Annotated in this window: 11 protein-coding genes and 1 tRNA gene; 3 read left to right on the top strand and 9 right to left on the bottom strand. The window is 62.1% G+C overall.

Going from position 1 to position 13,060, the window contains the following annotated elements; genetic code table 11:
* Positions 1–2: 2 nt before the first annotated feature.
* Positions 3–224 (bottom strand): hypothetical protein, encoded by a 222-nt coding sequence (locus tag IPP68_05440; GenBank protein ID MBL0349801.1) that lies wholly within the window; start codon positions 222–224, stop codon positions 3–5.
* 76 nt (positions 225–300) lie between these two features.
* The gene (locus IPP68_05445; protein ID MBL0349802.1) at positions 301–1,341 is read right to left on the bottom strand and encodes a DKNYY domain-containing protein; all 1,041 of its coding nucleotides are present in this window, start codon (positions 1,339–1,341) and stop codon (positions 301–303) included.
* 397 nt (positions 1,342–1,738) lie between these two features.
* On the opposite strand from IPP68_05445, the gene IPP68_05450 reads away from it, so the two are divergent.
* A complete protein-coding gene (locus tag IPP68_05450; GenBank protein MBL0349803.1) occupies positions 1,739–2,167 on the top strand; it encodes a type II secretion system protein in 429 nt (142 codons plus the stop codon).
* Between the two features lie 283 nt (positions 2,168–2,450).
* On the opposite strand, the gene IPP68_05455 is transcribed toward IPP68_05450, so the two are convergent.
* The 7 genes from IPP68_05455 to IPP68_05485 all read right to left on the bottom strand — a co-directional run bounded on the left by IPP68_05455 (position 2,451) and on the right by IPP68_05485 (position 10,556).
* On the bottom strand, positions 2,451–2,768 hold the full coding sequence (locus IPP68_05455) for a hypothetical protein (protein ID MBL0349804.1): 318 nt from the start codon (positions 2,766–2,768) through the stop codon (positions 2,451–2,453).
* Positions 2,769–2,881: 113 nt separating this feature from the next.
* Entirely contained in the window at positions 2,882–5,470 is a 2,589-nt protein-coding gene (gene clpB / locus IPP68_05460; GenBank protein ID MBL0349805.1) for an ATP-dependent chaperone ClpB, read from the bottom strand.
* A 1,103-nt stretch (positions 5,471–6,573) separates the two neighbouring features.
* Positions 6,574–7,131: an aminoacyl-tRNA hydrolase gene (locus tag IPP68_05465; protein MBL0349806.1), complete on the bottom strand. Its 558-nt coding sequence runs from the start codon at positions 7,129–7,131 to the stop codon at positions 6,574–6,576.
* A gap of 12 nt (positions 7,132–7,143) precedes the next feature.
* Entirely contained in the window at positions 7,144–7,899 is a 756-nt protein-coding gene (locus IPP68_05470; protein MBL0349807.1) for a 50S ribosomal protein L25, read from the bottom strand.
* Positions 7,900–7,929: 30 nt separating this feature from the next.
* Entirely contained in the window at positions 7,930–8,889 is a 960-nt protein-coding gene (locus tag IPP68_05475) for a ribose-phosphate pyrophosphokinase (GenBank protein MBL0349808.1), read from the bottom strand.
* Positions 8,890–8,911: 22 nt separating this feature from the next.
* Positions 8,912–10,258, bottom strand: a complete 1,347-nt coding sequence (gene glmU, locus IPP68_05480) for a bifunctional UDP-N-acetylglucosamine diphosphorylase/glucosamine-1-phosphate N-acetyltransferase GlmU (protein ID MBL0349809.1) — start codon at positions 10,256–10,258, stop codon at positions 8,912–8,914.
* A gap of 226 nt (positions 10,259–10,484) precedes the next feature.
* A tRNA-Gln gene (locus IPP68_05485) sits at positions 10,485–10,556 on the bottom strand.
* Positions 10,557–10,975: 419 nt separating this feature from the next.
* Here IPP68_05485 and IPP68_05490 point away from each other — a divergent pair.
* Positions 10,976–12,115 (top strand): tetratricopeptide repeat protein, encoded by a 1,140-nt coding sequence (locus tag IPP68_05490; GenBank protein MBL0349810.1) that lies wholly within the window; start codon positions 10,976–10,978, stop codon positions 12,113–12,115.
* A gap of 1 nt (position 12,116) precedes the next feature.
* On the top strand, positions 12,117–13,022 hold the full coding sequence (locus tag IPP68_05495) for a hypothetical protein (protein MBL0349811.1): 906 nt from the start codon (positions 12,117–12,119) through the stop codon (positions 13,020–13,022).
* Positions 13,023–13,060: the final 38 nt, after the last annotated feature.

Raw genomic sequence — 13,060 nt, forward strand, 5'->3', positions numbered from 1 at the left:
ACCTAAGGGGTCATGGCTTCGTATTTCGTTTCTTCCACCCAGGTATGCCCGCATTTGCGGCACAGGCGCTTGACCTTATACACATCGTCGGGCAACAGCCACCCCCGAACGCCCTTCGGGCCCAGGAGGCTTTTGCAACGGGGACAACGCTGAAACCAAAGCACAACCAGAACCAGCGCGGCGATGAGAAGAAGGACTACAAGGGCGCCAATAAGTTTAGCCACTATAGGAGGGCGTGGGGCAACGGGGTGGAATCAAAAACCGTCATCGGAAGTGGAGGGAAAGCGGGAGCACCCGGACTTACTTTCTACGGCCGTCCATGTAACGGGCCGTCTTGTCCTTGGCTTCCGTGCCGGTCGCGGAGTCGAAAAGGGTCACCTCGAAGGTTGGAGCGTCGGCCCCTTCCACGACGGTCATTTTCTTCTGGGAGAAATGGTAAACCCGCCGCGCGTCCTTGGCGTAGGAACGCTCCAACGGTTTAAACGTGGCCGGGTCCGCCTCGGGCACGACGATCCCCTCGTAATACACCAAGGCCTTGTCCATGGCGACGGATTCGTTGTCGGGATGGGCCCGCAGGGATTGCACGTCCACGCCCGCCAAGGGCTGGTTGTAGAAAACGGCGTTTTGGTCATCCGCCACGTAATTTCGCCCCACCAGATGGGCGGAGGGGCCTTTGAGGAGCGGCATGGGTCGCCCGTCGAAGTAAACGGCGGCGCGGTCCCGATAGAACGCCGTGGGCTCGCCGCCCGCGGTTTTAAGCATCCCAAAGGTCCCGGGGTCCGCCGATTCGAGAACTCTCCCGTTGTAATACACCCGGTTTTTGTCCGCCTGGTAAAAATGGGACTGGCCGGCGAATTTGAAAGTGGCCGGGTCCGCCCCGGAGATGGTTTTCCCCCGGACAAAGACCTTTTCCCGGTCCCGAGCGTAGTCCGACCGGCCGATGCCGTCGTCGTCGCTGAAGGGCGCAAAGGTCCCGGGGTCGGCCTCGATGCGGCGGCCGGAGTAATACACCTTGGATTCCTTGACGAAATAGCCCCGGGTCGGCAAACCGGCCAGGCGGGTTTTGAGCATTTGGGGATAGCCGAAGAGGAACGCCCCCAAGAGCGGAACCACGACGGTGGCGGCAAAAACATACTTCGGCGGAATCCGCCAAAGCGGGAAATTGAAAAGATAAACCCCCAACCCGATCAAAACCGGGTAAAAGGTCAGCCCAAGCACAAAGACGATGTTCCCGACCTTCTCGGTCGATCCCGGAGCGTCAAACATCATCACCGACGTAAAAAGAACGAGCGGCCACCACAATAAGAGAAAGGTTAGGACGATTTGAATGAGAATTTTCATGGGTGTAGGATAAGACATCCGGTTAACGGGAGCAACGGGGGGGTTGGAGAACTTCACGCCGATTTAACATGGAAAAACATGCCGTTGCCGTATTGTTGCGTATTCGAACCGGCACACTGTCCCGAAATTCCCGAAATCTCAATCCTAATTGGAATCCTGTTGTTTTTCAATGAAAATGGGGCTATGTTTATCGGGAGGGGGGGGAATTCTGAGGCCAACCGGAGGGGCAGGGGAACGGGAGGAACACGGGCAGCTTGCCCAGCATCGCCTAAGATTCCGCGTTGGATCAAGCTGGTTGATCCGGTGAATTCCCTATCTCGATCGCTGGCGTTGAAAATGAAGGGATCCGGCTTAGGCTCACAGCGGAGGTGCTGCCACGCGAATTCGCGGGTTCACGTTGATCGAGTTGATGTTGGTTGTCGCGATCATCGCGTTGTTGTCGGCGATCGCCGTCCCAAAGTTTGGTGGTTTGATTCGCAGGGCGCAGGAAGCGGCCGTCCGGGGGCAATTGGGGGCCTTTCGCAGCGCTCTTAGCATTTACTACGCCAACAACGACGGCGTTTCGGCCAAAGAACCCTCGTCGCTGACGGTCGGCGGCACCTATCTGGAGGCCATTCCCTTCGTCACGGTGCCTATCCCGGAGCACACGCGCCCTTTGACAGGGAGGGATTATGACGATTTAAGTTTTGGAGGCTACAGTGTCTGCTGCCATTGCGGGTCCATGCCCGGGATGCATATCCCCTGGGACTACGATTTAACCACTCACGAGTTGCAAATCAACTGCTACCACATGGACAGCCGGGGCGTCTCTTGGTGCGAATACTGACCGTGGCTGCATCCTCTTGTTTCGTTGACGCCTCCCCACAGTTAAATGGAGAGGCTCAATACGTCCCGTTATTTACTGCACGCACACCGACACTCGAGGTCGGACTTGGAGCAACTACTCAATTTTTCGTTTAACGCCATGTAATCCCGAGGACAATATTCTCATTTCCCCTTTTTCATCGGCTGGGCCGCCTTCTTAAAAAACAAGCGCCCCGCGGGCAGGGCATCCAGCTCAACGGCGTCGCCTTCCTCAAAGTCCCCTGCCCGATTTTTCCGAGCCCCCCTCAAATTAATTTCGACAGCGTGTCTTTCGGGACCTGTGAAAGCAAGACCCGGTCCTCTTCCACCAAGGAATCCCACGTTGGACCGGAAAGATTAAGCAATTTCAAATGGGCGTAGTCCCAATAATTCTCCGATGGAAAATCCGTCAACAAATCCCACGGAGAAACATCCTCCTTCGTCCAAAGCACGACCAATCCGGGGAGAAGGGGACCCCCCCCCCTTTTTCGGTATTCTTCGGCAATCTCGTCAAGAAAGGGCAAGCGAGAGCGGAGAGACTCCCCGTTTTTTTCTTCCAAAATCAGGGCGGTTGGTTGAATCAAGTCCGGATCTATTTTCTCCAACTTGGCGCGCGTGGTCGCATCGTGCCTGGCGGTCACAATGCATTTGACCCGGGCCCCCGCCTTCGTTGTTTCTTGACCGGGATCCGTAGCCACTATTTGCGCTTGCCAGACGGCATGGCGGCTTTTTTGAAAAACAGGTGCCCGGTGTCCAAGGCGTCCAGCTCAATGGCATCACCTTCCTCGAAGTCCACCGCCAATAGCTTCTTGGCCAGGGGATCCACGATCTCTTTTTGAATGGCCCGCTTTAAGGGCCGGGCGCCGTAGTCGGGGTCGTAGCCTTCCTTGACCAGGGCGGCTTTGGCGGCGTCGGTCAGGTGGAGGGTGAGTTTCCGCTCCGCCAGACGCTTTTGGACGCCCACCAATTGGATGTCCACGATTTTAGCGATGTCCTTTTCCGACAGGCGGTGGAAGATGAGGGTCTCGTCCACCCGGTTCAGGAACTCGGGCCGGAAGTGGGCCTTGAGGGCGGCCATCACCTGGGTGCGGACCTCCTTTTCCGACTTGGCCTCCAGCAGGAACTGACTGCCGATGTTGCTGGTCAGGATGATGACCACGTTTTTGAAGTCCACCGTGCGGCCCTGGCCGTCGGTCAGGCGGCCGTCGTCCAGGATTTGGAGCAGGACGTTGAACACGTCGGGGTGGGCCTTCTCCACCTCGTCCAACAATAAGACGGCGTAGGGACGGCGGCGCACGGCCTCCGTCAGCTGGCCTCCTTCTTCAAACCCGACATATCCTGGGGGCGCTCCGATGAGGCGGGAGACGGAGTGTTTTTCCATGTATTCCGACATGTCGATGCGGACCATGGCCCGCTCGTCGTCGAAAAGGAACTCCGCCAGGGCCCGGGCCAGCTCCGTCTTGCCCACGCCCGTGGGGCCCAGAAACAGGAAGGAGCCCAGGGGTTTGTTGGGATCTCCCAGGCCCGACCGGGACCGGCGAATGGCGTCGGCCACGGCCTGGACGGCCTCGTTTTGGCCGATGACGCGTTGGTGCAGTTCGTCTTCCAGCTTTAATAGCTTGGCCATTTCGCCCTGGAGCATCTTGGTGACGGGAATGCCCGTCCATTTGGAAACCACCTGGGCGACGTCTTCCTCGTCCACCTCTTCCTTGAGCATCTTGGTGTCTTTCTGCACGCCGGCCAGTCGGTCCTGGGCCTCTTTCATCTGCTTGTCCAATAGGGGGCGCTTGCCGAAGCGGAGCTCCGCGGCTTTGCCCAAATCCCCCCCGCGCTCGGCTTTTTGCTCCTCGAGTTTCAAATCCTCCAGCTTGCCCTTCAGGTCCCGAATGCGGGCCACGGCGACTTTCTCCACCTCCCACTGCTTTTTCATGTTCTCGGAGTTCTTCTTGAGCTCCGCCATGTCCTTCTCAATCTTGTCCAAACGCTCTTTGCTGGGGGCGTCGGATTCCTTTTGAAGGGCCCGCTTTTCAATTTCCAGCTGGCGAAGCTTGCGCTCCACCTCGTCCAACTCCACGGGCATGGAGTCGATCTCCATCCGCAGGCGGCTGGAGGCTTCGTCCACGAGGTCGATGGCTTTGTCCGGCAAAAAGCGGTCGGCGATGTAGCGGTGAGAGAGCGTGGCCGCGGCCACCAGCGCCCCGTCTTTGATGCGGACGCCATGGTGGACCTCGTATTTTTCCTTGAGCCCCCGGAGAATGGCGATGGTTTGATCGACCGTGGGTTCCCCCACGGTGATGGGCTGGAAGCGGCGCTCCAGGGCGGCGTCTTTTTCGATGTGCTTTTTGTATTCGTCCAGGGTCGTGGCGCCCACGCAGCGGAGCTCGCCCCGGGCCAGCATGGGTTTAAGCAAGTTGGCCGCGTCCATGGCCCCTTCGGTGGCGCCGGCCCCCACGATGGTGTGGAGCTCGTCGATAAAGAGAATGACCTTCCCCCCGGCGTCTTTCACTTCTTTCAAAACGGCCTTCAGGCGGTCCTCAAACTCCCCCCGGTATTTGGCCCCGGCGATCAGGGCGCCCATGTCCAGGGAAATGACGCGCTTCTCTTTAAGCCCCTCCGGCACGTCGCCGGAGACCACGCGCTGGGCCAGGCCTTCGGCGATGGCGGTCTTGCCCACGCCCGGCTCGCCGATCAAAACGGGGTTGTTCTTGGTCCGTCGGGAAAGCACCTGCACCACCCGGCGGATCTCCTCGTCCCGGCCGATCACGGGGTCGAGCTTGCCCTGGCGGGCGGCTTCGGTCAGGTCCCGGCCGTATTTCTCCAGGGCCTGGTATTTGGCCTCGGGGTTCTCGTCCGTCACACGGTGGGAGCCCCGAATGGCCGACATGGCCTGGAGGGCCTGGGCGTGGCCGAGCCCCAGGGCCCGGGCGAAATCGCCGTCCGCCTGGAGGAGAGCCAACAGGAAATGTTCCGGGGAAATGAAATCGTCCTTCAGGGCCTTGGCCTCTTTTTCGGCCTGGACCAGGGCTTCGCGGAAGAGGGCGGTGGTGGTGAGCTGGGCGTTGCCCTTCACCACGGGCAGTTTGTCCAGCCGGGACGCCAAATAGGTGCGGACCTTGGCCTGGGGAACCCCGGCCTTTTCCAAAACGTCGGGGACGATGTTCCCCTCCACCGAGAGGAGAGCCAGGGCCAAATGGGCGGAGTCCACCGATTGGTGGCCGCGGCGCTGGGCGTCTTGTTGGGTTTCCTGCAGGACTTCCTGGGATTTGAGGGTGTATTTGTCGGACATGGGGCGCCTCCGTATTTCGACCGTCGATACTTCCCTATTCTATCAGACTTAGCACTCAGAGTCAATGAGTGCTAGTTTCGTTTTTCTTTCCCCTCACAACCACCATCATGGGCCTCCCCCCCCCGCCCACACCCTGCACCGACTTCCAAGGCGCTCCGGACCAGCGGCCATGCCGCGCCTTTCCACATACAGGCACCGCAACTAGCGGCACAACCCCAGGTGTCCGGAGCTCTGCGACGGGCCGCCCTGAACCCGGGGTTTCCTAAGCAAAGATCAAATCAACGTCGTGGGCCTCCCCGGCCCACACCCGGCAAATCAAATTCGCCGGGGGTTGCCCGGCGGCAACCTACTTTTCTTTGGCCGCCCAAAGAAAAGTAGGCAAAAGAAAACCGCCCCCGGGCGGCTTCCGCGCGCTTTTTTGAAGGAGCCCGGACCAACTCCCGGCCCTCTAAATCCCACGGGCCGGATCAGACAGGCCCGGGCCCGCGATCTTCAAAAAAGCGTGCTCAAAACGCCTCAAGGGGGATTTCAGCTACATAGGCATAGGCCAAAGCAAAGACCGAACAAAGATTTTGTTCAGGGTTTTTGCCTTTGCCTATGCCGGTGTTTCTAAGGGTCCCCATAAGGCGAATCGAGCACGACGTTTTGGCGGCTGTGGTGCGGCCCGTTGTGCCGCCGATAGGCTTTTGAGGCGTGCCGGCCCTGTTTTGGCGGCGGCAGCCGACAAGGGACCGTCCCGCCCGACTAAGATATCCGAAGTCGGGACAGCACCGACGATTGATATCAAAGTAGGGCGGTGCCGGGGCCGGTGTTTGGCCCACGTGAGGGCCCGGGGGGGGGGGAGGGACGAGGGCCACCGCCAAAACGGCGCGCGCAGGCCGACCGGGGCGCGTTTTTGGGTCCAGGGCCATTTTTGCGCGTCCAAAAATGGCCTTGGCCGGGTGTGGGCCGGGGAGGCCCACGACTTGAGTCACCCGGGTCCAGGGCGGCGCGCCTGGGAAGTTGGTTTTTGGTTAAAGGGATTTCAACTGCCGAGTGTGGGCCGGGGAGGCCCACGACGTTTGTTTGAAGTTTGAGGCGAAGGGTTAAACGAGAGGGGAAAACTAAATAGAGGGGGCCGCGTTCACGTGGTTCATGGCCGCGTCAAACCCCTCGGAGAGAACGGAACCGACCGCGTCGGCGGTCTGCTCCGCCAATTCCTTCACGGTGTCCTTGTCCATTTTCTTGAGAACGTAATCTTTGGGGTCCATCCCCGGCGGCACCGGCCCCACCCCGACCCGAAGCCGGGGGATGTCCTCGGTGCCGAAGGTTCGGATCACGGAATCCAACCCGTTGTGGCCGCCGGCGCTCCCCTTCTTGCGAAGGCGGAGGCGGCCCCAAGGGAGGGCGAAGTCGTCGCAGACGATGAGGGTTTCGGCGGCGGGGATGTGCCACCAGTGGCTGGCCCACTGCAGGGGCTCGCCGGACACGTTCATCAGGGAATGGGCCTTGACCAACCGCACGTCGCCCTTGTGGGCGGCGACCACCCGGCCCTTCTGCTCTTCCCAGGTAAGTTTCAGGCGCCGGACCAAAACGTCCAGCGCCTGAAACCCGATGTTGTGGGGCGTGAGATCGTATTTCTTTTCGTCGTTGCCGAGCCCGGCGACAAGACGAATCGACACGTCGGCCGGCCTTTATTTCTTCCCGGCGGCCGGCGCGGCGGCTTTGCCCGCGTCTTTCCCGGCGGGAGCGGCGGCGCCCTTCGCGGGGGCGGCTCCGCCCTTGGCGGCGGGAGCGGCGGCGCCTTCTTCGCCTTCCTCGGGCTTCTTGCCCTTGGCGATGACTTCCGGTTCCGTGCCGGTGGGCGCGGCCGTGGCGGGCGTGGCGACTTCCTCTTCGGCGGGCGCGACGATGTTGACGACCAAGCTGCCGCCGTCAATCAAGGACTCGACGCCCTTGGGAAGGGCGAGGTCTTTCACCTTCACGCCCTGGTTGATCTGGAGGGCGGAGACGTCGATGTTGATCCCGTCCGGGATGTCGGCGGGCAGGCAGCGCACGCGCAGTTCCCGGAGGATGTGCTCCAAAATGCCGCCCGAGAGCTTCACGCCCGGGGCTTCGCCGACAATGTGGAGCGGGACGTTGACTTCGAGCTTCTCCGTCATGGAGACGCGCTGGAAGTCCACGTGCACGATGTTGTGGGTCAGGAAATCCCGTTGGAGGTCCTTCAAGAGCACGGTTTCCCCCGCGCCGGCCACCTGCAAGTTCATGATCACGTTCGTTCCGTGGCCCTTCAAGACCTGGAACAGGCTTTTGCCGTCGATCGTCAGCGGGGCCGAATCTTTCTGGCCCCCGTAGACCACGGCCGGAATCCGTCCGGCGGCCCGCAACTGCCGGCGGACGCCCTTGCTCGTCAATTCGCGCCGTTCGGCGCCCAATTCAATCGTCTTCATGGACTCGATACCTCTCTTGGTTTTGAAAAATCAAATAAACATTTCGCTGATGGACCGCTCGCCGTGAATCCGGGCGATGGCCTCCGCCAGAAGCGGCGCCACCGACAACACCCGGATGCGCGCCGCGTCTTTGTGACTGAGCGGAATACTGTTGGTGATGACCAATTCCTCCACGGGGGAGGCGTTCAAGCGCTCGATGGCCGGGCCCGCCAGCACCCCGTGGGCCGCCGCCGCCAGAATTTTGATCGCCCCGGACTCTTTCAAGGCCTGGGCCGCTTTGACCAGCGTGCCGCCGGTGTCCACCAAATCGTCGATGATGAGGGCGATCTTGCCCTTCACGTCGCCCACCACGTGCATCACGGCCGCTTCCCGGGGGGAGAGCCGCCGCTTGTCGATGATGGCAAGGCCGGACTCCAGCCGCTTCGCGAAGGCCCGGGCCCGCTCCACGCCGCCGGCGTCGGGCGAGACCACCACCAAGTCCTCGGTGCGGATCTTTTTCTTCTGGAAATAGGCCACCAGCACCGGGTTGGCGTAGAGATGATCCACGGGGATGTCGAAGAACCCCTGGATCTGGCCCGCGTGCAGGTCCATGGTTAAAACGCGATTGACGCCCGCCGCCTCGATCATCTTGGAGACCAGCTTGGCCGAGATGGGCACGCGGGGCTCCGCCTTGCGGTCCTGCCGGCCGTAGCCGAAATAGGGGATCACCGCGGTGATGCGGCGGGCGGAGGCGCGCTTCAGGGCGTCCACCAGGAGCAGGAGCTCCATCAAATTGTCGTTGGCCGGGAAGCTCGTGGGCTGGATAATAAAGCAGTCCGCGCCGCGCACGTTCTCCTGAATCTTCACTTCCACTTCCCCGTCGGGAAACCGGCCGACGCTGGCCTGGCCCACGTGGGTCTTCAGGACTTTGGCGATTTCCTGCGCCAGGTCCGGGTGCGCGTTGCCCGCGAAAAGTTTCAAAGGCGCTTCGGTGGAAATCGAGGGTTTCATGGGTTTGGTTTGTTCCTTCGCGTTAGTGAGAAGCATGTCGCCTCATCTCGTTCCGTTTTGTTTTGGCCCACCCGGGCTTGACCACCGCGGGGGATCGCTCCAGAGCCAGCGCGTCCGTCGGAACGTCCCGGGTGAGCGTCGACCCGGCCCCCACCACGGCCCCGGGACCGACCCGGAGCGGCGCCACCAAATTCGCGTTGGAGCCGATGAACGCCCCGGCGCCGATGACCGTCGGGTGTTTCGAATAGCCGTCGTAGTTGCAGGTGATGACGCCGGCGCCGATGTTCACGCCCGCGCCCACCGTCGCGTCGCCCAGATACGTCAGATGGCCGGCTTTGACGCCCGCCGCCAGCCGGGACTTCTTGATCTCCACAAAATTGCCGACCCGGGCGTTGGCGCCGATGTCCGTCCCCGAGCGCAAATGGGCGAAGGGCCCCACCTGGGCGCCCCGGCCCACTCGGGCGCCGGTTGAAAACGTCGCGCGCACCTGGGCGCCGTCGGCCACCGCCGTGTCTTCCAGCCGGGCGAAGGGGCCCACCCGGCACCCGCGGCCGATGGTCGTGCGCCCCACCAAGAACGTGTTCGGTTCGATCACCGTGTCGCGGCCCACGCGGACGGTGGCGTCCACCCGGGTGGTCGCGGGGTCCAGCACCGTCACCCCGCCGTCCATCAAGGCGTCCACGGCCCGGCGGTTCAACAGCCGGTCGGCCTCCGCCAGTTCCCGGCGGTTGTTGACGCCCAAAATCTCATCGCCGTCGGGCAGGCAGTGGGCCCCCACGCGGCGGCCCCGGGCGACGAAATAGGCGATCACGTCGGTGATGTAATACTCGCCCTTGGCGTTGTCCGGGCGGAGGCGCTTTAACCCCTCCAACAAATCCCGAACGCGAAAACAGTAGGTGCCGGAGTTGATTTCCCGGATGGCGCGGTCTTCGGGGCTCGCGTCCCGGTGCTCCACGATGGCCCGGGGGCGGTCGTCCAACCCCCGGCGGATGCGCCCGTAGCCCGCGGGGTCGGCCACGGCGGCCGTCAAAAGCGTGGCGGCGTTCTTTTCCCGACGGTGGCGGGCCACCAGGGCTTTCAAGGTTTGGGGCCGGATGAGCGGCGCGTCGCCGCAGAGGACCACCACGTCCCCCCCGCGTCGGGCCAGCCAGGCGGCGGCCGGACGAACGGCGTCGCCGGACCCCCGGCGTTCCTTTTGAATGAAAAAGAACAAATTTTTCCGGCCCGCCAGGCTTTCCTTCACCCGGTCCGCGCCCCGCCCCAAGACCACCCCGGCGGCGCCCTTCAAGGGGCCGGCGGCTTCCAGCACGTGTTCCAAAAGGCTCCGACCGGCCGCCCGGTGAAGGACTTTGGGCAAATCGGATTTCATCCGGGTGCCTTCCCCGGCCGCGAGAACAAGAACGTTGATGGAATTCAAGAGAGAAGTTTTAGCCTAAAAGAACGGCGGTATTTTAGCAAAATTTCGCCCAATTGTGGAGACACGGCCCGCGAATCAACGCGACCCCCTCCGGGTTCGCCGGGATAACGCGGCCTGCTTTTAAAAGAACATTCCTGGGGCGCTAGGACAACGCTTCCCGTCTGATAAAAGAACATCCCTGGGGCGCTAGGATTCGAACCTAGGAATGGCGGCTCCAAAGGCCGCTGCCTTACCACTTGGCTACGCCCCAGGGATGTTCTCCTCAAAAAGGGAAACGCTTCGTTGAGCGGATATCCGCTACCATTAAACGTCGCTCTCTTCAACCGCGAACCCGGAAAGGGTGGCTCCGCTCGGTGCCGTGCCGGATTGTCGGACGGCGCGGCTCCAAAGGCCGCTGCCTTACCACTTGGCGACGCCCCAGGCTGACGACGAAAATGGTTTTGTTGAACCGCCGCCACGCGTCAAGCGGCGAGACATCATATTAAATAAATCCCGCCGCGCGGACCTCTTCCGGGCCATCGCGACGACCTTTCGTGTTTTCGGCGTTCCCCTCCAATCGACGGGGGACTTGTGTTATACTCACACAACGCGACGACGCGGCGGCAACGCACACGAATGGAAGGGGGACGATTTCCGATGGTGAAGGACGGACCGGCCGGTGGTTCCCGCGTGTCCCTCGACCCCCGCCAAATTCCGAAACTGGAATCGGAATCCGACGCCGCCGAAGCGGCCGGAAATTGCCTGGCCGCCCTCCCCCCTCGCCGAGACCTGCTCGCTCTTATCCAAGGCCTTCAAGGGGCGGAGAATGCCAAGCTGGTTCCCCACCTTCGGCGCCTTTCCGTTTACCAGGAAAAAATGGGCTTTTTGAACGACGCCGAACGGTCCATCGCCCTTTCCCTGCGCATCAACGAAAAAACGCCCATGGAAAGCACCCCCGAGATCGCCCGGGACTTGGCGCTCCTGGGCCGCCTCCAAATTCGCCGCCGAGCTCACGCCGAGGCCGAGGCGGCCCTGACCCGCGGCATCAAGATCTCGCGCATCGTCTTTGGGGACGATCGATCGGAAACGGCCCTGGCTTGGACGCACTGGGGCGATCTCATGGCCGACCGGGGGCGATTCGAGGAAGCCTCGGACGGCTACGGAAAAGCCATGGTCGTCTGGCACAAAATGCTCCGGCGGGAAGCCGCCGAAGCGGCCGAAACGATGAGGCGCCAGGCCCGCCTCCTTGAGCTTCGCGGCGACAGCGCAAAAGCCGAGCCGATCCTGCAGGAAGCCATGGACCACCGGGAAAAAACCCTGGGCCCCAACACCCCCGGGTTGGCCGGCGACCTGCTGGCCCTGGCTCGTTACCACAACCGAGCGGGGCTGTTTCGGAAATCCCTGCCGCTTTTGGGGCGCGCCCTGGAAATTCGCCAAACCGCCCAAGGCCCAAACCACCCGGACCTGGCGGAGATCCTCCTGGCGTCGGGCGACGCCCTGGGTCGTCAGGGCGACCTGATGCAGGCGGAGGAGTTTTTTCTCAAGGCCCTGCGCCTGCTCGAACAAAATCGCGGTCCCCAATGCCCGGATTTGGCCGGCGGTTTGAACGATCTCGCCGCCTTATACTATGATCACAGCCATTACAAAGAAGCCGAACCGCTGCTTCGGCAGTCGATCGACATCCTTCAAAACGTGTACGGGCCGAATTACCCGGAAGTTTCGACCGGACTCAATAATTTAATGATGTGCCTCCAGTCCTTGGGCCGAATCGACGAAATGGAAGCCATCAAACACCAATTGATTGAAAGGGCCCGCCAGTTCGGGCGATAAAATGGAACCCCTGGATCCCCATCTCCGCCGTGTGTTCCAACCCCGCCAGCGACGCGGACTCTTGTCCTTCCGCCGGCGCCGGGATCTGGTCTTCTTTGTTGTCTGCCTCTCGGGCCTTCTGATCGGACTGATTTCACTGGCCGTGGCTTTGGTGATCGTGAATCGCCGCTCCGCGCCGGCCCCCGACCCCTCCGCGGAAGCGGTCGAACCGCCGCCTCTGGAAACGCCTCCCCCGGCTCCCGCCCCGTTTACGGAGCCGACGCCGGCCGCGCCCGTGAATCCGGCGGAATCAACGCCACCGCCCGCCCCAGTCTCATCGGAAATAAACGCGCCGCCCCCCTCCTCGACCGTCGACGGCGAAGACGGGGCGGGTTCCCCCGATCCGGACAAGAAAACGATACCGCCCCTGGCCGCGGCCAAACCGGCCGACTTTCCCCGGCTGGCGTCCCCCTACGTTTTGCTGTCCAACAACCGTCCCATGAAAATCGACGCGGACACGACCTCGGAGATCATCGCGGAAACGATCGTCGGCGGCGGCCAACCCGCCCTAAAAATTCGCTACCAGTTGGTGCAAGGCCGTTGGGTTCGGGTGTCCTATAAGACTCCCGCCGACCTTCGGGGGGCGCGTTCGGTGAGCCTGGCCTTCCGCGTGGAAGGCAAAGTCAACACCATCGAATTTGGCGTGATTGACGACGACGGCACCGTGGCGAGCGTCGCCTGGTCCAAAATATTGGAGTCGACCGTCTGGGCCACCGAGGAAGTCCCCGTGGAGAACCTGGCCCTCTCCGGCGGGGACGGGACTATGGACTGGTCCCACGTGCGCACCGTGTACGTCCGGATATCCAAAGCACGCGGGGTCAAAGGCGGAAAAGGCACCGTTCTGGTGCGGGCCATTAAAATCCTTTAATCCATCCGGCGGCCCCCTCCCGGCCCCCCGTCGCGATT

This window comes from Elusimicrobiota bacterium (assembly GCA_016722575.1).
In the GTDB taxonomy this organism is placed as follows: domain Bacteria; phylum Elusimicrobiota; class Elusimicrobia; order FEN-1173; family FEN-1173; genus JADKIY01.